This is a genomic window from Providencia sp. SP181 (genome assembly GCF_050446505.1).
Taxonomy (GTDB): domain Bacteria; phylum Pseudomonadota; class Gammaproteobacteria; order Enterobacterales; family Enterobacteriaceae; genus Providencia; species Providencia vermicola.
In genome coordinates this window covers 588,590-611,078 of record NZ_JBBPXM010000001.1, presented here as the reverse complement: position 1 = coordinate 611,078, position 22,489 = coordinate 588,590, and the positions used below count along the sequence as shown (strand labels likewise).

Genomic DNA, 22,489 nt, shown 5'->3' with positions numbered 1-22,489 from the left:
TAGTTACTATGTTGGAAAATTAACGGGTGTGACATCATTTATTGGTTAATTATATCAATAAGGTTTTGTTATGCGTCGGCCGTTTTCCTCATATCATCCTATTCTTTACTGGCTGCGTGTGACTCAAAAACGTCTGGCTCGAAGATTGCACTGGGCATTTTCCTCTAAATACTATTCGAAGGCGAAATCTAGTGAACGCCTTGAATATCGCTATAACAAACACACCTCTAAATTGATCCGTAAATTGGGTGACTCAGATTTGCGTCTGCAACATAACAAAGTGATTAATTTACGAATTGCGGTGCAAGCCATGAATGGCATAACCATTTATCCAGGGGAATATTTCTCTTTTTGCCGCTTAGTTGGAAAGCCGACGGCTCGCCGTGGTTTTGTCGAAGGAATGGAACTGTCTTTTGGTGAGGCTCGCTCTGGGATTGGCGGGGGGATCTGCCAACTGAGCAATTTAATCCACTGGATGATATTGCATTCGCCATTGCAAGTCGTTGAGAGAGCCAATCACAGTTTTGATCCTTTTCCAGATGAAGGCCGTGTATTACCGTTTGGTTCAGGTGCGGCCATCTTTTATAACTACATTGATTTGGTATTTTACAACCCAACACAAAGCGCTTTTCAATTGGTATTTAATATCGCGGAGCACCAGTTAGAAGGGGAGTTATTATGTAGCGAGCCTCGTGATGTGAAATACCATATTTACCAAAAAAATCATAAATTTACTCGAGAAAAAAATATCGTTTATCGTCACAATGAAATTTGGCAGAAAGTGACAACTAAAGGCCAAGAACCCGTAACATTACAAGATAATTGCTTGTATCGTAATAAAGTTGTGGTGAAATATGCCATTGATGATAGCCAAATAATGGCGTCATAATGCCAATTTCGGTTGATATTAGGAATATATTGATAGCCTTTATCTTGACTGTTGAACTAAAATCCCCCTGAATTGAATTCTAATTGGCTAATAGGGCATTATTAGCATCCAAAAAATGAGGCCGTCACTCGGAATAGATATGTAATACCAACACTTGATTTCTCAATATTTAAAGACGCAAATCTGGCAAAGGTTTGTGATGATTTCTATTTCTTTAGAGAAAGCATGATGAATATGCAATCAAGAAAGTATGGTAGAACGTATCATTATCCGTTCTCACCTGGTACGACGAGCGACGATCGTATCAACAGTGATTGGTGGTCTCATATCCAAAATATCGATACGCTAATTCACACAGAAAAACTCGATGGCGAAAACAATTGTTTGAATCGTCATGGTGTTTTTGCGCGCTCCCATGGCGCACCAACACAATCTGCGTGGAGCCAACAAATTCGCCAGCGGTGGCAATTGATTAAAGATGATTTAGGGAATATTGAGCTATTTGGTGAAAACCTCTATGCGGTGCATTCCATTGAATATCAACATATTGAAGATTATTTTTATGTGTTTGCAGTGCGCCAAGGGGAGTATTGGCTAAGTTGGGAAGAAGTGCAGTTTTATGCAGCACTGTTTGATTTTCCTACGGTGCCACAGCTTGTATTGCCAGTAAATAAACAGATGACTGAGCAAGAGTATGCACGCTCATTAATAGCAGCAGCATCATTAGATAGCCAATTTATTGCCCATGATACTCATACAGGTCAAGCCTGTAGTATGGAGGGAATTGTTAGCCGTGATAGCCAAGGTTTTCATGTGGATGATTTTATCTCTCACGTATTTAAATATGTGCGCAAAAACCACGTAAAAACAGATATTCATTGGAAGCGCAATTGGCAAAGGGCAAAGTTAGCATTTGAGCGGCAAGGAGAGCAATCATGAGTTGGCAATTCACTAAAAACCGCGATTGGGCACAACTTGAAGCTCAGTTTGATTTTGTTCGGGATATGAAAAATGTCCCGCAAGACGTGTTGCACCATGCTGAAGGCAATGTGGCTACTCACACCCAAATGGTGCTTGCTGCACTGGAAAGTCTGCCAGAGTATCAGCAGCTTTCTGAATCCAAACAAAATATCGTCTGGGCGGCAGCGTTATTGCACGATGTGGAAAAACGCAGTACAACGCGGGAGGACGAAGAAGGGCGTATTCATTCACCGGGGCATGCTAAAAAAGGGGAGTTATCCGCACGAAATATCTTGTTTCGCCAAGTAGATACTCCATTTGCAGTGCGTGAAAAAATTGCGGCACTTGTCCGTTTTCACGGCTTACCTTTATGGTTGATGGAAAAACCTGATCCAGAACGCACTCTCTTTGCCGCTTCGCTACGTGTCGAGATGTCATTATTGTGCATGTTAGCAAAGGCGGATGCGATAGGTCGCATTTGTGAAGACAAAGCAGAATTATTAGCACGTATTGAGTTGTTCGAGTTGTTTTGCCGCGAACAAGGGTGTTGGGATAAGCCGAAAGAGTTTGCTTCTTTGGCGGGGCGTTTTCATTACTTCCATCACCAAAGGGGGATGCCAGACTATCAACCTTTTGAGGAAGAAGGCAGTGAAGTCATCATGTTGTGTGGTTTACCAGGCATGGGTAAAGATCATTTTGTGAAACAATTTTACCCACAAACTCAGATGGTATGCCTTGATGAAATTCGTCGTGAGCACAAAATTAGCCCTGCGGACAGAAATGCGCAAGGTTGGGTGGCGCAGCAAGGCAAAGAGCAGGCCAAACAGTTTTTACGTACAAAAACGGATTTTATTTGGAATGCGACCTCCCTCAGCGCGTCTTTGCGCGAAAGTATGGTGAGCTTGTTTGCTCGCTACCAAGCGAAAGTGCACATTGTGTATTTAGAAGTGCCTGATAAGCAGTGGCGTCAACAAAACCAACAGCGGAAATTTGCCGTACCAGAACAGGTGATGGAGCGTATGGCAGGTAAGTTAGAGTTACCTACCCCCGATGAGGCATATCGTGTGTCTTATTATATTAATGGGAAGTTTGTCGATTTATTCGATTGATAACATTGAATAACCTGCCCAATTAACAGGGCAGGTTAACCCAATTACAGCACAAACACATCCCCTTCAAAAAGCTTACGTGCGGTGCGAATTATTGATGCTTGTAGCCCTTCAGGAGAATCCCCCTGTTGGTTCAGGGTAACTTCAAATTTGCCACTTAAATGCTCAATCGCAATGTTTTTCATATCCACAGATTGAACATAACGCTGTGCAATGTTATCTGGCAAAATCGTGCTGGTGGCGATAGCAATTGCCCCTGTTACCGCCAGTGCGCCGTGGCATTTTTGCGGCATAAAATAACGGACGCTTATGGTGCCGCCTTGGGTAGCGGGCGAAATTAAAATGGGTTTTGGGATCACTTTTTTTGTGACATCACCTAACCCCATCATGGCACCTGCTTTAATGCGAATTGACTCGAGTTGTTGCATAAATGCGTTGTCGGATTCTAATTCTGCGGCACTTTCATAACCTGTTTTATTTAATTGTGGCGCATCGATTAAGACGATGGGAACCGCCATATCAATGCAGCTGACTTCAATGCCATCAATGGTATCGATGGCATTACCCGTTGGTAATAATTTCCCCGTTTTGGCACCGCTAGCATTTAAAAAGGTGAGGGCGATAGGCGCCGCACTGCCTGGCACACCTGCAATTTGGGTATTTCCTTCATATTGTACTTGACCATCAGGGGTCTGTACGGTGGAATTGACAAAGGTTTCAGTGTTGACATTACGAACGCGGACGGTAGTCACGTTATCAGTGATAGGGACTAACCCTTTTTCGAGGGCAAAAGGGCCAACGGCACACAACATGTTGCCACAATTTGGGGCAGTATCGACAATACGCTCAGTAATAGCAACTTGGGCAAATAAATAATCGACATCCGCATCAGGATGCTCAGAGTGACTGATAATGGCGACCTTACTGGTCTGTGGGCTTCCTCCACCAATGCCATCAATCTGCAAAGGATGACCCGAACCCATAATATCTAAAATTAATTCATCACGTTCTTTGATATCAGTTGGCAATGAGTCCGCCAATAAAAATACACCTTTTGATGTGCCGCCGCGCATAAGGGTGCATGGGATTTTTTTCATAAGCTTATATCCTCGTCATATTTCGGTCTGTAGCGGTGTTGGCTGCAATCGACAACCCAAGTCACATACTTATGTATGCTCCTTGGGATAGTCTCATTTGCCGCCTAGCCACAGTCCGAACTATTTAGAGGATTACTTTGGATTCTCGTCATATTTCGGTCTGTAGCGGTGTTGGCTGCAATCGACAACCCAAGTCACATGTTATTCAAGCCGCAGCGTTGCTGACTACGCTTATTCGTATACTGGTGTGTGTTCCTTGGGATATTTAGAAAGCCTTCATTCTGTTTTACGCACCATCGTTAACGCGAAATAGTCATTGTCAGATTTAAAAAAGGGGCACAATTGATATTGTACCCCATTGAATAATTTAGTGATTGATTAGAATAGAGCGCATTAAATCAGACCCATGCTAATCAAGATTTCCCACCAACCTAAACCGATAGTCATGTGGACGAATAAGCTAACGAATGCGACTAATCCACCGATGATCCACCAAGAACGAATATCGTTGTAGCCTGCACCGAATACGATTGGTGCTGCGGCACCACCGTAGTGCGTTACGCTTCCGCCGTATGCGTTAGAGAACAGTAAGCCTAATGCCAGTAACATTGGAGGTGCACCTGCGACCATACCTACAGTGGCAAATACAGGCACCATCGCGGCAACATAAGCACCACCTGATGCGAACAGGTAACGAATGGCGACACTGATAAACATGATAACAAAGAAAGCTAACATGGCTTGGTCACCGAAAGAGAGGTACTGACTCATGGTGTCGGCTAACCATTTAAAGAAGCCCGCTTTAGTGAGAACGCCTGACATACTGATGATACCGCCGTACCAAATCAGGGTGTTCCAACCCCCTTTGTTTTTCAGCACATCATCCCATGTGACAACACCTAAAATTAAGGTTAATGCCATGACAGCGATAGCGACACTGGATGCACTCACACCGATAAGGTCAGAGAAAATCCAGCCACACAGTGCGATAACGAAGATGATAGCCAACAGTTTTTCACGCATCGTCATTGGGCCTAAGTCTGCTAAGCCTTTTGCTGCGATCTCTTTGTTATTCACCTTTTTGAGTTCAGGTGGATACAGCTTATAAATCATCAGTGGTGTCAAAATCAGCATAATTAAGCCAGGAACCGATGCCGCGAGTGCCCATCCACCCCAACTTAAATGAATGCCCATAATGTCACTCATCATGGCTAATGCTAAAGCGTTTGGTGCCATTGCTGTTAAGAACATATAGCTGGTCGTTTTGGTCACCATGTATACGTTGACTAACAAGTAGTGGCCTGCTTTGCGAGGGCTTTTTTCAGGATCAGAACCTAATGCTACTGCCACGCTGTTTATGATTGGGAAAACAATCCCACCCGCACGAGCGGTATTCGATGGCGTTGCTGGGGCAATAATTAAATCAAGGATCGCAGTGACATAACCAAGGCCTAATGTAGTGCCGCCCAATTTACCAATCAAAATGTACGAAAGGCGTTTACCCAAACCTGTAATAACAAATGCAGCACTCAGCGTAAATGCCGCAAATACCAGCCATGTTGTCCCTGATGCATAACCACTTAAGACTTCACTGGCTTTAACATCTTTCGTACCTGTTACACCAATTATGACGGCGCTTGCGGCAATAGTGGCTAACAAAATAACAGGTTCTGAATAAGGTTTTAATACCAGTCCAACAATAGCTGCGAGGTAAAGACCAAATAATAACCACGCGATATGCGGTAACCCCGCAGGAGTCGGTATTAAGGCGATAATGATTGGAATTGCTATCAGAAGTAGCAGTTTCCAGATTTTGTCTTTTGGCATAGGCTTGATCCTTAACGAAATTAAAACTTGAATATTATGAATTCGGTTTTTCGTCATATTGGAGGTATAGCAATGCCTTAATAGGAATAATGATTTTGATATTCATTGTCATTATTTAGCTATTTCCAATATGTTATAAATTCTTTAAATCAATAACTATTACTTAATTAAATATATTTTTATTAATCTTTATTAATTAAATTATTGAATGGGTTCCTGTGTTGGTGAACATATAAGTTGTTTTAATTTTTAATGCTAAATACCGAAGCCTTGTCTAGGCAGACGGGCAAAAAACCACGTTAAAATTAATAAATCTGCGCTACCACCTGGGCTTAGATTCTTTTCAATACAGTGCTGGTCAAATTGTTTTACTTTGACTAAATCATCAGGATGATTAATCCCCTCTTGCAATAATTTGGTTGCTTGCTGTTTTACCCAAATTAAACCATTTAAGCCGCCACGATTTGCAATATTGGTGTCATCATTAATTTTCATTAATAGAATTAACGTATTTATTAAAGCTATTTCAGCATCCTGTTGCGCCGCTAGTTGCTGTAAATAAAAGGGCAATGAATGGTTGATAACTAGCGAGTAGCCACCTTCAGCTTCCCCTCGTGCTCCAGTAAAACCAAATTGTTGATATAAACGTTGGCCAGCTGTTGGAGTATCCGTAGGTTGCATCAATTCAGCGCAAATTCCTTGGCACATCCCTGCAACTAATTGGCTAATCGCAACTGGTGTCACGGTTTGCTGTAATGCGGCTAAGCGACCAATTGCGGTTAATACTAAACCTAATGAAAAAATGCTGCCTTTATGGGTATTTACACCTTGAGTAGCTTGGAACATGGCGGTTTCACACGCCATCCCGATAGTTCTAATTTTGCTTAAAACCTGTTTAATCGGTAGATTTTTATATTGTGTGCCAGCCTGAATAAATAGTGGAAAAAATTTGGCGATGGCATTGGCACTTAAATGAAAATCCGTTAGCGCCATATCTTTATGAGCGCCTGTATTGTGTTTGTCTACTAAACCTGGTTTTGGGGTTAAGTTCACTTCAGCGAGCATGGCTTGCCAAGCTAACTGGCTGTAATAGTGAGTAAGCTGGTCACTTAGGGTTTGTGAGTAGTTAACAAGTTTCATGGGCTAGCTCCGCTATGCGAGAAAGAATATCTGCCAAGGGATGAGCGCGATGACGAGCACAGATTTTGGCTTCTTTTTCACAAATTAAACAACGCCTTGCAGGTAGATTTAATTGACCACGTGAATATTGTTTTCCTTGTGCATCAAAGACATCAAAATCCCATAAACGTCCCACTGGGGAGCGTTCTTCGGCCTCAATTAATGTCTTTTTGACTTCAATGGCATCAGCATCAACGGCGACTAAACATTCAGGCCCCGTGCTTAATGCCCATGATTGTTGAGATAAAAGTACCCACTGCCTGCGTAAAGCAACTTGTTTAAGCGCATTTAGGCCCTGATTAAACACATGTCTAACAAGGGAGTTGTCTTTGACAGCCCCTGGGAAAACGACAGTAAATGAAATCAAGGTTACCTGATGGAGACCAATCCATTGTTGCTGGCGTGCCTGACGGGCATCACGGCTTGCCAACAGCTCAGGTAAGGAAATTTCAAATTGCTCTTGAGTATCAGGCAGTGGGCAAAACATAGTTACTCCTTCACTTGATGAACAACATCAATCACAGAGCCATCACGGTAACGCACGACGGCAACGACTTTATCTGTAAATTCAATAGGGTTAGGTGTTCCCGTGAGTAACTGAGCGCGTTCTCTTAACCAGCCAATTGAAACCGTTTTGATACCTTGGCTTTCTAATTGCTGCTTCAATTCAGGTCGTGCAGGGTTTACGGCAATACCATGGTCGGTCACTAAAATATCGACGCTTGACCCTGGGGTAACGCAAGTCAGGACTTCATCAACTAACGTTGGGATACGACCGCGCACTAATGGCGCAACGATAATGGATAATTTCGCAGCGACTGCGGTATCACTGTGACCACCCGATGCACCGCGGATAACACCATCAGAACCTGTTAACACATTGACATTAAAGCGTGTATCAATTTCCAGAGCACTGAGTACGACAACATCGAGCATGTCGACAGAAGCACCTTTAGAGTCAAAGCACGCGTATTGATTGGCACTGATTTCAATATGATTTGGGTTACGAGCAAGAGACTCTGCTGCCGCTTTATCAAAACTTTGTACGTCTAATAATTTGCGAATTAAGCCTTTTTCATGCAAATCAACGATGGTTGATGTGATACCGCCAAGGGCAAAGCCTGCGGTGATATTGTGGCGGCGCATTTTGTCCTCAAGGAAGCGAGTCACGGCAAGGGATGCGCCCCCAGTACCCGTTTGTAATGAAAACCCTTCTTTGAAGAAGCCTGATTTTTCAATAACATCAGCGGCAGTACGCGCAATCAGTAGTTCTCTTGGGTTTGAGGTCATACGGGTGGCATCAGCACCGATTTTTTCTGCATCACCGACACGTTTAACCTTAACGATATAGTCGACCTCATCTTGCTTGATGCTGGACGGGTTGTGTGGATAATCCAATATCTCTTCGGTTAGCATGACGACTTTATTCGCCGTTTCGGCATCAATTTTAGCGTAGCCTAACGAGCCACAGCTGGCGGTACCTGTATATCCGTTAGCATTACCGTATTCGTCGCAAGATGGCACACCAATGAAGGCGACATCAATACGCAGCTCGCCATTGTGCACAAGGTTTGCACGGCCACCATGAGAATGAATTTGCACTGGCTCTTCAAGTTCGCCACGAGAAATCGCTTCAGCCAGTGGACCACGAATACCTGAGGTATAAATCTTACGAATGACACCGTGACGAATATGTTCGACCAGCGGTGAATGGCATGCACTTAAGGAACTGGACGCTAATGTCAGATTACGAAAGCCCATTTCGGCAATCACTTGCATGACCATATTGACCGTCAGATCGCCGCCACGAAACGCATGGTGAAACGAAATTGTCATGCCATCTTGCAAACCTGAGCGGCGAATAGCCACTTGTAAGTCATCACATAGCTTGCGGTTTCTTGGTTTTTGAACTTGTTGTTGGACTTTACCAATATCTTTAAATTCACGTAATGCTTCATCGCTTTTAGGTTGTAGGTAAGCACTTACGCGTGTTTGACGTTGAGTATTTGTTGTCATTTTTTGCCTCACTCTTCCCGAATTCCAGATAATGCCGCGCGAGATAATACTAAGCGGGCTCTGTCAATGACTGGGCCATCAACCATTTTTCCGTTTAATGACACCACGCCTTTACCCTCAAGGGCTGCGGAATCTGCGGCATCAACAACACGTTGAGCATGGTCGACTTCTTTTTGAGTTGGCGCATACAAGTTATGGAGTAACTCAATTTGTCTTGGGTTAATTAATGATTTGCCATCAAAGCCGAGTTGTTTAATGTGTGCGGCTTCGCGTAGGAAACCTTCTTCATTATTTGCATCAGAATAAACGGTATCAAAGGCTTGGATACCTGCTGAGCGTGCGGCTTGTAAAATGGCGCACCGAGCATAGAGGAGTTCAACGCCGTCAGGAGACCGCTCGGTGCGCAAATTGCGGACATAGTCCTCGGCACCTAATGCGATGCCAATAAGTCTTGGTGATGCGTGGGCGATATTCACCGCTTCTGTGATCCCCATCGGTGATTCAATCGCTGCTAATAAACCTGTGCTACCTTCTTCACGACCACAACTTTTTTCAATACGTAATATTTCAGTTTCGATATCGGTGACATCTTGAGCAGTATCTGTTTTTGGTAAACGCACAATTTTTGCGCCGCCACGAACAACAGCTTCAAGGTCAGCAACACCAAAGGCAGAATCTAAAGCATTCACACGAACAATAGTTTCAATATCGGCATACAAAGGGTGCTGTAATGCATGATAAACCAAGCGACGTGCGGTATCTTTTTCGCGTAATGTCACGGAGTCTTCTAAGTCAAACATCAGCGCATCTGCTTTATAAATAAACGAGTTGCTTAACATCGCCGCATTTGAACCAGGAACGAAAAGCATGCTTCTGCGTGTACGTGATTTTTGTTCTGGTGTCATTATTTATTCTCCCATGGCAAATAATCGATATCACAAGCACGAGCGAGTAGGGCTTCCAAACGCGCTTTTAGTACACACTCTAATGCACCTTTATCATCGACGATGATTTGAGCACCTTGAATATCATGCTGAACTATCATTTCCTGAACGATACTGGCGATAGCATCACCAAATTGTTTTTCAACACTGCTGGTTATTTGCACGGAAACTTCTTGAGTATCTTCTAGCGGTTCTATTCGAACCATGACATCACTTGATTCAAGTGTGCCAGCAACGGCTGCATGTTTAATCTTCATATTTCACCTATAGCTAATTCAGAACTTTCGATGCGGTTTGTCGTTGATGTTGCTTGATTAGCGAGCATCTCTTGTAAATATTGATATGTCGCGTCAGGCACAATCGCCTTAATAGCCGCAAGATCTTTTTTAGCGAGTAGTCTTCTAACTTGTGAGGCGGAGACCGCCGTTCCGTTGATGACTGTTCGCGGAAATTCAACGAGTTCTATAGGAGGAAAATTCATCGCATCCGTTTCAAGCCAATAGCGCATGTCTTGGTTATATTGGTTGGTGACTTGGCAAAATGGCTCTGATCCGACGAATCTATGGGTTATCCCCAATGCAGGGGCAATATATTGGCGAAAAATCTTAATATCGATTTCGGTATAACAGTTATTGGCTACCGTTTTGTCTTTAATAAAGTAACAAGGGAACGTTGCCCGAGAAATAATATATTCAGAACCACGGTGAATGGTGAGGTTCTCAATACCTTTTGTACCTGCTTCAATTAAGTTCAGTCTGACTTTATAAGGGAAGCGAGAGGTATCCTCTTTAACAACAAATAAGTGGAGCCAATCACAGGCTTTAGCTGCTTGTTCGATTAAATAACGGTGGCCTAAGGTAAATGGGTTGGCATTCATTACGATGGCCCCAATTTTTTTACCGTCGACACGCTGTGCTTTTAAACTTTGAATATAACGTTTTAGATAACAGCAACTATTTTCCATCAATACCATCACATCAGGCACAGTCGCTATAGTATGAAAACCGCATTGCTGGAATAGGTTTTCATTTTGAAATTTAGTATAAATAAACAAATGAGTTGTATTATTTTCGTAAGCAAGATTAACAAGCTCGGTTGCTAATTTTAACGCGAGACCTTCACCACGAACGTCATCGCTAATTGCTACGCATTTAATAACGTTTTTTGCCAGCCCACCACACGCGATTAATTCCTCATTACGGGTTATCGTAATGAAAACGTCAATGCTTGCATCAAGCTCTAAATCATTTTCCTTTAAAAACTGAGTTATTTCAGCAAGTTTCCTGTTCTCATGACGTTTTACCTGATTAAACGTTATGTTTTCGAACATAATAGTATCCTGCATCTCTTTTAGAGATGTTTTTAAAATGTTGCTAATGTTAAAATTAATTAAATAAGTGTTTTTTGGTTTTTCTTATTCTTAAAAATATAAACTCTTATTTAATTACCTTTTTCAAGATTAATATTAAAGGTCCTATATTTAATATATTTGACCTATTTCATGTTTCTAAAATGAGTTTGTATTTGTTTAATGGTTTTAATGTTTTTAATTATTCGATATGTGCTTTATTACTTGGTTTTAATGTGTTTAATTAATAATATGTGTATTATGTCTCTAGCTTATATTTCTAATATCAATTATTCTGTGATTTCTACTGTAACAAGTTTTTTACTTTTCAGTTGGTAACAAGAGCCTATATGAAAAAAGAGCATGCTTTCTCTACATTGACAAAAGTAAACTCAATTTCCTTTTCAGTGCGAGTTTTCTTTCTTCTATTGGTTGTCTCGTTATTTTTGACGTTAGGGCTAGGTAAATATTTTACGGATACGGCTGAAAATAGGATGATGGCGAATATTCGCTCGTTAGCCATGAGCCAAGCAAAGCTGATTGCATCAATGGATGGCGTGATTGAATCCGTTAAACACCGTGATATTCAACAACTGAAAATTATTGCAGATAAACTAAACCAAGATTCTGATTACGACTATGTCGTGATTGGCGATGAAAATTCCATGCGGCTTTATCATCCGAACAGTGAAAAAGTCGGCTATAAAATGCAATGGAATAAGCCAGGGGCGCTTGAAAGTGGTGAAAGTTATTTTATTGGTGGGGAAGGGTCCATTGGTAATGCCATGCGAGCAAAAACGCCAATATTTGATGAAGATGGAAAAATTATTGGTGTTGTATCCATCGGTTATCTAACCAATAAGATAGACACTTCTCGTAGCGAGCTGTTTGTCCAAACGGGAGCAACTTTTCTTGGCGTTCTGGTCATTTTATTATTTCTTTCCTGGGGATTTACGCGATTAATTCAACGGCAAATGCTGGGGATGGAACCTGAAGAAATTACGCAGCTAGTTCTTGTGCAAAAGGGAATATTTGATGCTGTTTTTGAAGGGATCATCGCGGTAAACCAGCATGGGCAAATTATTAATATTAATTCCAATGCACGAAAGATGTTGTCTTTAAGTAAACCAACAGGGCAACTTATTGGTAAATCAATCTCAGAGCATATTTCGCCTGCTGATTTTTTTACCGTAGATATTGCTACGATTCAACATGATGTATTGTGCGAATTTAATGGATTAAATGTGATAGCTAATCGAGTTGCAATTTGGGACGAAAATCACCTAATTGGCGCAGTAATTAGTTTCCGCAGTCAAAATGATATTGAATCATTAAATTCCCAATTGACACAAGTACGCCAATACGTAGAAAATTTGCGTACTCTGCGGCATGAGCATCTAAATTGGATGTCTACGTTGAGTGGTTTATTGCAAATGAAAGAATATGATCAAGCGCTTGCATTAATTAAAGGTGAGTCTGAATCTCAGCAACAACTTATAGATTCGTTACGTGAACAGTTCTTTGATAAGCAAGTTGCTGGGTTATTGTTTGGTAAGTATCACCGTGCAAAAGAATTGGGCTTACAGTTGGTTTTTACACCAGGCAGCCAGCTTCATGTATTGCCTGAGTCCTTAAATAGTACAGAATTTTGTGCCATATTAGGTAATTTGCTCGATAACGCATTTGAAGCCAGTTTGAAAAATAACCAGGGTAATAAACAAGTGGAGTTATACCTTTCCGATGAAGGAAGGGAGATTGTCATTGAGGTTGCAGATCAAGGATGCGGTTTCCCTGCAGAAATTCAAGACAAATGGTTTGAGCGCGGAGTGACAACGAAAACCGAAATGACGGAAGGTCATGGTATAGGGTTATATCTTGTTGCTTCTTATATTAAACGCTGTAATGGCGCGGTAATTATTGAAGAAAATCAGCCGCATGGTACAGTATTCTCAATTTTTATTCCGAAAGTGAAGATATAAAAATGATTAAGATAAAAATCCTCATTGTGGAAGATGAGCTGCTTTTAGCAGAGATGCACGGCGAGTACATTAAAGCATATCCAGCTTGTGACAAGGTTTGGTTGGCAGGTAATTTAGCTGAAGCCAGAAAAATGATTGAATACATGAAGCCAGATTTGATCTTACTGGACAACTATTTACCTGACGGCAAAGGAATCGATCTCGTTCATGAATTAATTCAAGAACGAAATAGTGCTGATATCGTATTTACGACAGCAGCGAGTGATATGGAAACGGTGACTGAAGCCATTCGTCTTGGCGTTTTTGATTATTTGGTTAAGCCAATAGCGTATGAACGTTTAGGCCAAACATTGGATAGATATATCCAGCGTAAATCTGTTTTACAAACCAACAGTAAAACGAACCAGAGTAAAATCGATGATATGTTTAATACTTATGCACGCGGTGAATCCAAAGAGGAACTGCCGACAGGTATTGATGTGATCACGTTGGAAAAGGTTTTAGCATTGTTTGCCGATCTTGAAGCGGAATATACCGCAGAAAGCATTGCAGAAACGATTAAACTTAGCCGCACAACGGCAAGACGCTACTTAGAGTTCTGCTTAGCAAAAAATAAGATTGAAGCTGAGATAGAGTATGGGAAGGTGGGACGCCCTCAAAGGATCTACCGCGGTCGCCCCTAATCTTCTTCATATTCCACGTTGTAGGGGTGTTGGCTGCATGCGATGACTCGGGTCACATACTTCTGTGTGCTCCCCGAGTTCCCCTTATTGACTGCCTACCTGTAATTTGAACTATCTAGATGATGTTCTTATATTCAATAAAATATCGCTTAATATAAAAAACTACAAAATCATTAATTTAAAGCCATTTTTATTATTTCTAATAGTTAGGGTAGTATTTTATGTTTTTAATTAAATTTTCATGAGTTAGATGAAAATAATTTAACACTAAAAAATTATATTTTAGACTAAATCAATATTAATCCTTATTTAATTTTGATTATAGGATGTGATGACCATTTAAACACAGGGTCATTATTTATATGTCTATAACAACTAAAGAAAATAAAATAACACCAAAAGAAAGGAAGTATGCATTAGCATCATTTATTGGTACAGCTATCGAGTGGTATGACTTTTATATTTATAGCACTGCATCCGCATTAATTTTTTCAACATTATTTTTTTCAAAAAGCACGGACCCATCTGTTGCATTACTTTCCTCATTTGCGGCATATGGTGTGGGCTTTTTTGCCCGGCCATTAGGCGGTTTTATTGCGGGGCATGTTGGCGATAAAATTGGGCGAAAAAAAGTACTTGTTTACTCATTACTTTTAATGGGCGTGGCGACATTTATTACTGGGTTGATCCCGAGTTTTGATTCAATAGGTATTTATGCCATTGTTTTGCTTGTGATTATTCGCCTGCTTCAAGGTTTAGCTAGCGGTGCTGAGTGGGGTGGCGCGGCGTTATTAGCGGTTGAACATACGAAACCGCAGCGTAGAGGGTTTATTGGTTCATTTACTCAGATTGGCTCAGCAACAGGTATGTTACTGGCCTCAGCTGCATTTTTAGTTGTAAAATCAACAATGTCAGAAGAGAGCTTTTTAACTTGGGGTTGGCGTATTCCATTTTTCGTTAGCATTATTCTTGTCGTCATCGGGCTGATTATTAGGCTAAAAACAACGGAATCAGATGAGTTTCTCGCGCTTAAAAAGTCAGGGAAAATACAAAAATACCCATTAATTGAATTAATTAAAAATCATAAAAGATCAGTTTTTATTACGATAGGTTTACGATTAGCGCAACCTGCAATGTATGCAATATTAACGACATTTATTTTAAGTTATTTAAAATTAAAGAACCAAGATACCAGTATTGTATTAACATCAATTATTATTGCATCAGCGGTTTCAGTATTAACAACCCCTTTTTGGGCACTTTTGTCAGATAAAATAGGCAGAAGGATCCCCGCATTCTTTGCATTAATTAGTATTGGCATTGCAGTATGGCCATTCTTCTATTTCTTAGATAATGGTAATTTATTTTATTTACCTTTAGTCATGACTATTTTCTTGGCATTATTTGATGCTGCGATTTATAGCATTGGTGCCGCTTGGTTTGCTGAACAATTTCCTGTTGAAGTTCGGTACAGTGGTGTCTCCGTGGGCTATCAAGTTGGTACTTTGTTATCAGGTGGATTAACGCCATTTATTGCGACTGCATTATTACAATATAATAATCAGAGCCCTTATTTAGTTTCTTTATATATTTCAGCGTTATGTTTTATTAGTTTGATTGCAGCATATAAGGCAAATGACCCTATTGCGAAGCAACCAAAAGGTAAGACGCCAGATTTAACAAAACAAGAAGCGGTTTCATTATAATTTAAACGAATAGGAAATATCATGGCAAAATCTACCTTTAACATCGCTGAGCTGGATAAAACCCAAATACAGACGCGTAATTTTCGTGAATTATCGACGGGAAGTTGGAATAATGAAACAATAAGCGCAAAAAATAAGCATTTAATTGCGGTTGCAATTGCTCAAGCGACAAATTGCCAGCATTGTTTATTGCACCATGCCAAAGCGGCGCAGCAAGATGGTGCTTCTTTTGATGAAATCGCTGAAATCTCCTATTTAACAGGTGCGTATAATATTGCCGGTGATAGCCTTTTGGCATTAGATGCAAATCTATATTTAGATGAAGATAAAAGCGGAATATCTAAATATTATATTTCTCCCAAAGCTCTTACTTATGTCAATCAACAGCTTGATGCTATTTTTGTAGCAAGAGAAATTAAAATATTAGCGCTATTTGGTATTGCCAAATATAAGGGCAATAGAGCTCTCGCTGATCACCTATTAACGTTAGCTCACAAAAATGGCGTTGATGAGAATAGAATTACAGAAGCATTGTTGGTTGTTGATATTTTAAGCTCAGGTATTGTTTATTCTAACAACCAAGATATTTACCAATATTTATATGCTAGATCCTAAGCGACGGTACTAAACAACAGTACTAAACAACGTGTGGCTCTCTTTGAGAGCCACACGCCACTGCGTTATTTTTTATTCTTCAGATTATTTTCCAAAATCAGTACTTTTTTCTCAGCGCGCTCATTGCCTTTTGCCGCAGCCAATTTGTACCAGCGTAACGCTTTAATATCATCTTGCTCAACACCCATGCCATATTGATAGCAGGCGCCGCTTGCGTACTGTGCATCGGCACTATTTTGTTGAGCGGCTTTAATAAACCAGTGGCAGGCTTTAGCTTGGTCGGCCTTGATACCGTCACCTCGTGCATAAATTAATGCTAAATTAAATTGCGCAGACACTTCCCCTTGTTTGGCGGCGAGTGTTAACCATTTAATCGCTAATTGCGTATTTTTTGGGATTCCTTGACCCGTAAGGTACAACATACCGAGGCTATTTTGTGCAGGAGAAAAATCAAGTTCAGCCGCTCGCGTGAAATAATCAAACGCTAATGGATAATCGATTTTATCATACATACCCGTAGCGGCTTGATACCCGAGCAAATAGAGTGCTTGCGGGTGGTTTTCTTTAGCGAGCGTTTGGTAAATTTTTTGTGCTTTTTTCGGGTCTTTTGTCTCAGCTTTGCCTTCTTCATACCAATAAGCAAGGGTCAACATCGCGGCGGGGAAGTGCTGTGCAGCGGCTTTTTGTAGCCATTGCTCTGCAATTTTTGGGTTTTTATCTAAAATATTGTCAATGCCATGTAGTGTGTACTCAGCCATATTCATTTGACCAATAGGGTCGCCATTCTCAGCCGCTAATTTCATCCAATGCAGCATTAATTTTTCATCTTTAGGGACACCAGAACCTTCCTGGTATATCAGTGCCAAGTTAATTTGAGCTTTACTAAAGCCTTGATTAGCAGAAAGAAGATACCACTTTAAGGCATCGCTAAGCTGTCCATGAGATTGGTAAAACATCGCTAAATTGAATTGAGCTTCAGCTTGCCCTTGAGTGGCAAGTTCAATCAGTGATTTTTCATCCAGCGGTGTGCTAACTTTTTCCGCGAAAGCCGAAGGAATGAATAAACAGCTTATCAAAAATAAGGGTAAAAAATTTTTTTTCACAGGGATTTCCTTCGAGCTATATTTCTTAAAAAATCATTTAAGGTAAATTATCGTGTTGCTGAGTTCAGTGCAATCATTTGGTTGATTGTACATTATTATCAATAAATCAAATGGTTAATTATTGCCATCAAAAAAGATGCAGAAAAAATAAAAAAAAGATGAACTTTTTTTGAAGTACATAGGTCTTAATAGTAACTATATTTCTGTTTGCTTGCGTAAACATTCATATATTTACCCTCATCATTCATTTCTTTACACGAAGTAATGTAATAATGCACCTACGTAGTGATAGTTTGAATTTAGCAAAAAGATCCTTGAGTAGAATGCATTATGCCCAGTTTATTTACTGGGCTTTTTTTTGTCTAAAATTCCTGAGCAACATCCTTTCATGACGATATCGCCACTTTCCAATTTATAAAATGCCTTTTTCCCATTGAGATTATCCCCAAGTTAACGTGAGGATACAGAGTTAATGTGGTATGACATATTCCATGAATATAATTAAAATATGGAATAATATCCTTAACATTAGAGAAACAACTGATTAATTAGTAGTCGATAATAATATTGGTATTTTGTAAAAAATTGAAGTTAATCACGATAATAATTCATTGATGTAGTAATTAATACTGGCTAATTCTATAGTTTTGGTGCATAAATAACGTATATGGCTTAATTGATTATCTAGTTCTTGGCGGGATATCTACCGGTTAATGTTGAATAAATAATCAAATATGCTTTAACTCATTGAATTTTATGTTTGAGATCCATAAACAAGTTTACACACGGTTTTGTTTGTTTTGAGGTCAGGGAATGACGCTCTTCTAATTTGTAGTGAGCCCTTCCAACGTTAATTCTTGAGATCATAACAATGCGAGAGCGCAACGAGCGCTCCGTGGTTTTTTTGCATATGTACAGGTTGTACTAGAGGTAACTTGTGTCCACAACAAATAATAAAGAGGAAGTCAGTCTTAACGCGTTTAAGCAACCTCGCTCGTTCTATCTCATCTTTTCTATCGAACTCTGGGAACGTTTTGGTTACTACGGTTTACAAGGTATCCTGCCTATATACCTGAGCCAAGTTCTCGGCATGTCAGAAACCGAATCCATCACCTTATTCTCTGCATTTGCAGCATTAGTTTATGGCTTTGTTGCAATAGGTGGTTGGTTAGGGGATAAAATCTTAGGCACAAAACGCGTTATCGTTTTAGGGACACTGACCTTAATTGCAGGGTATGCATTTGTCGCTTTCTCAGGGCATGATGTGTCAATGGTGTATGTAGGGCTTGCAACTATAGCAGTGGGTAATGGTTTATTTAAGGCAAATCCGTCTTCTTTATTATCAACCTGTTATGAAAAAGATGACCCACGTTTGGACGGCGCGTTTACCATGTATTACATGTCCGTAAACATCGGTTCATTCTTCTCTATGATTGCAACGCCTTGGTTAGCCAAACACTACGGTTGGGACGTTGCGTTCTCTCTGAGTGTCGTTGGTCTTATCATTACATTGATTAACTTCTATATGTGCAAGAAATGGGTTTCTCAGCATGGTTCGAAACCTGACTTTGCGCCAGTAGTGATTTCTCGCTTAGTGGCAACTGTGATTGGTGTAGTGGCATTAATTGCCATTTCTACATGGTTGCTGCATAACTTAGGTGTTGCACGTACAGCTTTAGCAATCATTTCTTTAGGGATTTTAGTTATCTTCATTAAAGAAACGCTCGCTTTAAAAGGTACTGCGCGTCGCCGGATGATTGTTGCATTAATTCTGATGTTAGAAGCAATAGTTTTCTTCGTTTTATATAGTCAAATGCCGACCTCATTAAACTTCTTTGCATTGCATAATGTTGAGCACGAAGTTTTCGGTTTTTCAATTGAACCTGCACAGTACCAAGCATTGAACCCATTATGGATTATGATTGGTAGCCCAATTTTAGCGGCAATTTATAACAAAATGGGTGATAATTTGCCGATGCCTCATAAATTTGCGATTGGGATGGTTCTGTGTTCTGCGGCATTCTTAGTACTGCCACTAGGTGCTAAATTTGCTAACGAAGCGGGTATTGTGTCTGTCCAATGGCTGGTGATTTGTTACGGTTTCCAAAGTATTGGTGAGCTGATGATTTCTGGTCTGGGCTTAGCGATGGTAGCTCAATTAGTACCACAGCGTTTAATGGGCTTCATTATGGGTGCTTGGTTCTTAACGAACTCTGCGGCTGCCTTTATTGCAGGGTATGTTGCCTCGATGGCCGCAGCGCCAGAAGGCGAACTGACCAGTAAAGTCGAATCATTAGCTGTATACAGTGATGTATTCTTGAAGATAGGCTTAGTGACTGGGGCGATTGCGATTATTATGGTGTTAACCGCACCAATGTTAAATCGTATGACGCTAGACCGCGCTGAGTAATCAATTAAAAAAGGGCCACGAGGCCCTTTTTTAATACCATCAAAAAGTTAGTTAAAATAGCGGTTATTGATTATCTTTAACGAACGAGAACGTCCATTAACCAGAAGGGTATTCGAAATACGACTATAGGCATCTGTTGAAATACCTCCCATTAAAACTGTTGGTGTAATTGCAGTAGCAGCAAAAATGACATCGTCCGTATTAACCATTTGCTCTAACGATAAAATCTCACCAATTTCGATGCCCATTTGTTGGCAACGTATCGCTTCTTGTATGGCGAGCAGTTTATTTTCATCGCTATCACCTTTTGCTTTATCTCGAGCGATCAACCTAGCTTGCATATCGCCACCTAACGCTCGTGCAATTGCTGCGCTGATGATACCTTCTGGTGCTCCACCTGTACCATACATCATATCAATTGGATGTTCTGGAAGTATTGTTAGTAATGAGGCTAGAACATCACCGTCAGGAATGGTAATTACATTAGCGCCAAAATTACGAATGGTTTTGATAATGTGTTCATGGCGCGGTTTATCTAAAACAGCAATGGAAAGATGCGAAATGGGTTTATTCAATGCAGATGAAAGAAACTCAAGGTTTTTTTCAAGCGGGTGGCTTAAATGAACGGCACCTTTTGCCGCCGCTCCAACAACGAGTTTTTCCATATACATATCAGGAGCCTGAAGTAATGAGCCTGTTGGTGCGGCGGCCAGAACAGTAATTGCATTTTGCTCATTACAGGCAACCATTCGGGTGCCATCTATTGGGTCAACCGCAATATCAAGCCCTTCGACACCCGATTTTTTACCCACTTGCTCACCGATATAAAGCATTGGCGCTTCATCAATTTCACCTTCACCAATCACAATTTTTCCATAGAAATCAATTTCATTAAGGCGATTTCTCATGGCTTCAACAGCCGCTTTATCCGCAGCATTTTTATCTTGTTTACCTACCCAGTCGAAGGCTGCAATGGCAGCAACTTCGGTGACGGAAGCGATAGCGGAGGCTAACTCATCACTGATTTTCATTATTTATTAATATCCCAGATGCTTAAAAGAAAAAATACTTAGCGCTATGATACGTTTTTTGTGATCTATCTTGCAAATAATTGGTGATAAAACCAGCTAAGTGGGATGAAAGAGAGAGCAGGCCAAAAGTTGACCTGCTTTAATTCAGGGGGTTACAGCATTTCGACAATGGCAATACCACCAATAATAGAAATCAGAGCGGCGAGGGTACTGAGTAACACTGTCCCTGCGGATGTTTCCGTATAAGCTTGGTTACTAATGGCTAAAGCAGGCACAGCTGTCGCAGTCGGTAATACGCCAATAATAAAGGCTGCTTTTAATAAGTCATCTTGTAGGCCTAATGCAAGACCCGTCCCTAAAATCAAGGCTGCTTGAACAAAGTTTTTAATAAAGACGTTAAAAATAATTTCTTTGCTAATAGTTAACTTAATACCTGAAAGTAACAGACCAAGGAAAAAGAGAGCAACCCCTCCCGCTGTTTTTCCTAGTTCATTGACGGAGTTTTGTAAGATTTCAGGTAACTTCACGCCAAAAATAGCCAGTAATGCACCTAGGATTGGCAAAAATACTAAAGGTTGGGCAACCGCTTTACCAATCGATTTTAAAACGCTATGGCCTTGTTGAGAGCCACTAATCATCAGTAAGGTGAATGGAATGATGATAACAGTATAAATAAGGTTACCTAATACCATTGCAATCAATCCAGATGATCCGACAGTAGCTAATAAGACAGGTGGCCCACAGTAGGCCATATCAGGGAATGATACCGATAATGCCTGCATGGCAGCATCTTTTTTGTTGTGACGAAAAATAAATTTACCGAAAACAAACCCGATAACATAAGTTGCAATTAATCCGACAGCCAACGCTAATAAGTAATCGATATTGAGCAATACAGATGGTGGTGCTTGAGCGGCTGCAAGAAATAATGCGAATGGTAAGGCAATTTTGACAACAAAGTCAGCAAAAGCCTGCGAATATTCTCTTTTAATAAAACCATATTTCCCAGATAGCCAACCAACAGCTAAACCAAGAACGATTGGACCAAGTGCAGCGAGGATGATATGGAGTAGCATGAAGAATTCTCCTTATACTATTCTTCTTATTTCGACAATCTTTACAAATGTACTAACGATATGTATTTGCCTTTTGGAATAATCTTTATTTTCAGTCTCTGTTGGTATTTCAATTATTAATTGACATAACAATGATGATGTAAAATTCAAATTGTTGTCATCATTAAATGATAGTGATTGCTTGTTTTTTAGGTGTTAATTGATAAGTGTATATATAAATAAATTTAAAAACACTATTTAAATTTATATTTTTAAATTTATTGGGGTAATCATCTTAAATAGACTATCGGGAAATTAAAATAAATTCAAATTATTGCTTATTTTGAATATGACTAAATGATGATTAAGGGTTTTCTTAGTTACATTAGCTTTTAAACCACGTATTAATAATGGTTATCATTTTTGTGTGATAAGAGCGCTTTTACCAAAACTAAAACGAAGTATTTTGTAACAGTTTATTACATTTGGTTGGCAAGAGAATCAATGATATCTACACTAGCGATAATCACAAAACGCC

Annotated in this window: 19 protein-coding genes; 8 read left to right on the top strand and 11 right to left on the bottom strand. The window is 40.3% G+C overall.

The features are described from left to right. The first annotated feature begins 70 nt into the window (after nt 1-70). The 3 genes from AABS66_RS03015 (at nt 71) to AABS66_RS03005 (ending at nt 2,958) form a co-directional block, all read left to right on the top strand. The gene (locus AABS66_RS03015) at nt 71-889 is read left to right on the top strand and encodes a VanW family protein (RefSeq protein ID WP_272538658.1); all 819 of its coding nucleotides are present in this window, start codon (nt 71-73) and stop codon (nt 887-889) included. Between the two features lie 228 nt (nt 890-1,117). Next, nucleotides 1,118-1,828 carry an RNA ligase family protein gene (locus tag AABS66_RS03010; RefSeq protein WP_206083910.1) on the top strand — a complete coding sequence of 237 codons (711 nt, stop codon included), beginning with the start codon at nt 1,118-1,120 and terminating at the stop codon, nt 1,826-1,828. Beyond that, nucleotides 1,825-2,958: an AAA family ATPase gene (locus AABS66_RS03005; protein WP_206083911.1), complete on the top strand. Its 1,134-nt coding sequence runs from the start codon at nt 1,825-1,827 to the stop codon at nt 2,956-2,958. The genes AABS66_RS03010 and AABS66_RS03005 overlap by 4 nt, the downstream gene beginning before the upstream one ends. A gap of 44 nt (nt 2,959-3,002) precedes the next feature. Here the strand turns inward: AABS66_RS03005 and AABS66_RS03000 are convergent, their stop codons facing one another. From AABS66_RS03000 to citC, 8 genes are all read right to left on the bottom strand, one after another. Further along, nucleotides 3,003-4,055, bottom strand: coding sequence for a 4-oxalomesaconate tautomerase (locus tag AABS66_RS03000; protein WP_430224555.1), 1,053 nt, complete (start codon nt 4,053-4,055; stop codon nt 3,003-3,005). A 393-nt stretch (nt 4,056-4,448) separates the two neighbouring features. Then, complete coding sequence (locus tag AABS66_RS02995; protein ID WP_206083913.1) at nt 4,449-5,882, bottom strand: anion permease; 1,434 nt, start codon at nt 5,880-5,882, stop codon at nt 4,449-4,451. Nucleotides 5,883-6,137: 255 nt separating this feature from the next. Then, complete coding sequence (citG, locus tag AABS66_RS02990) at nt 6,138-7,022, bottom strand: triphosphoribosyl-dephospho-CoA synthase CitG (RefSeq protein ID WP_206083914.1); 885 nt, start codon at nt 7,020-7,022, stop codon at nt 6,138-6,140. Beyond that, entirely contained in the window at nt 7,009-7,548 is a 540-nt protein-coding gene (citX, locus tag AABS66_RS02985) for a citrate lyase holo-[acyl-carrier protein] synthase (RefSeq protein ID WP_206083915.1), read from the bottom strand. The genes citG and citX overlap by 14 nt, the downstream gene beginning before the upstream one ends. A gap of 2 nt (nt 7,549-7,550) precedes the next feature. Further along, a complete protein-coding gene (gene citF / locus AABS66_RS02980) occupies nt 7,551-9,077 on the bottom strand; it encodes a citrate lyase subunit alpha (RefSeq protein ID WP_430224554.1) in 1,527 nt (508 codons plus the stop codon). A gap of 8 nt (nt 9,078-9,085) precedes the next feature. Next, nucleotides 9,086-9,982: a citrate (pro-3S)-lyase subunit beta gene (citE, locus tag AABS66_RS02975; protein WP_430224553.1), complete on the bottom strand. Its 897-nt coding sequence runs from the start codon at nt 9,980-9,982 to the stop codon at nt 9,086-9,088. After that, on the bottom strand, nt 9,982-10,278 hold the full coding sequence (gene citD / locus AABS66_RS02970; RefSeq protein WP_206083918.1) for a citrate lyase acyl carrier protein: 297 nt from the start codon (nt 10,276-10,278) through the stop codon (nt 9,982-9,984). Before citD ends, citE begins: the two co-directional genes overlap by 1 nt. Beyond that, a complete protein-coding gene (citC, locus tag AABS66_RS02965; RefSeq protein WP_206083919.1) occupies nt 10,275-11,351 on the bottom strand; it encodes a [citrate (pro-3S)-lyase] ligase in 1,077 nt (358 codons plus the stop codon). Before citC ends, citD begins: the two co-directional genes overlap by 4 nt. 368 nt (nt 11,352-11,719) lie before the next feature. Here citC and dpiB point away from each other — a divergent pair, with 368 nt between their 5' ends. The 4 genes from dpiB (at nt 11,720) to AABS66_RS02945 (ending at nt 16,352) form a co-directional block, all read left to right on the top strand. Continuing rightward, nucleotides 11,720-13,348: a sensor histidine kinase DpiB gene (gene dpiB, locus AABS66_RS02960; RefSeq protein ID WP_206083920.1), complete on the top strand. Its 1,629-nt coding sequence runs from the start codon at nt 11,720-11,722 to the stop codon at nt 13,346-13,348. Between the two features lie 2 nt (nt 13,349-13,350). Continuing rightward, nucleotides 13,351-14,031 carry a two-component response regulator DpiA gene (dpiA, locus tag AABS66_RS02955; RefSeq protein ID WP_272573350.1) on the top strand — a complete coding sequence of 227 codons (681 nt, stop codon included), beginning with the start codon at nt 13,351-13,353 and terminating at the stop codon, nt 14,029-14,031. A gap of 362 nt (nt 14,032-14,393) precedes the next feature. Beyond that, nucleotides 14,394-15,737, top strand: coding sequence for an MFS transporter (locus AABS66_RS02950; RefSeq protein WP_206083922.1), 1,344 nt, complete (start codon nt 14,394-14,396; stop codon nt 15,735-15,737). Between the two features lie 21 nt (nt 15,738-15,758). Further along, nucleotides 15,759-16,352, top strand: a complete 594-nt coding sequence (locus tag AABS66_RS02945; protein WP_272538648.1) for a carboxymuconolactone decarboxylase family protein — start codon at nt 15,759-15,761, stop codon at nt 16,350-16,352. 65 nt (nt 16,353-16,417) lie between these two features. On the opposite strand, the gene AABS66_RS02940 is transcribed toward AABS66_RS02945, so the two are convergent. After that, nucleotides 16,418-17,455, bottom strand: coding sequence for an SEL1-like repeat protein (locus AABS66_RS02940; RefSeq protein ID WP_430224552.1), 1,038 nt, complete (start codon nt 17,453-17,455; stop codon nt 16,418-16,420). A gap of 937 nt (nt 17,456-18,392) precedes the next feature. On the opposite strand from AABS66_RS02940, the gene dtpA reads away from it, so the two are divergent. Beyond that, nucleotides 18,393-19,865, top strand: coding sequence for a dipeptide/tripeptide permease DtpA (gene dtpA / locus AABS66_RS02935; protein ID WP_206083925.1), 1,473 nt, complete (start codon nt 18,393-18,395; stop codon nt 19,863-19,865). Nucleotides 19,866-19,912: 47 nt separating this feature from the next. Here dtpA and glpX read toward each other — a convergent pair whose 3' ends face one another. Both glpX and AABS66_RS02925 read right to left on the bottom strand, forming a co-directional pair. Next, nucleotides 19,913-20,896 carry a class II fructose-bisphosphatase gene (gene glpX / locus AABS66_RS02930; RefSeq protein WP_272680813.1) on the bottom strand — a complete coding sequence of 328 codons (984 nt, stop codon included), beginning with the start codon at nt 20,894-20,896 and terminating at the stop codon, nt 19,913-19,915. Nucleotides 20,897-21,048: 152 nt separating this feature from the next. Beyond that, nucleotides 21,049-21,972: an AEC family transporter gene (locus tag AABS66_RS02925; RefSeq protein ID WP_206083927.1), complete on the bottom strand. Its 924-nt coding sequence runs from the start codon at nt 21,970-21,972 to the stop codon at nt 21,049-21,051. Nucleotides 21,973-22,489 lie beyond the last annotated feature (517 nt).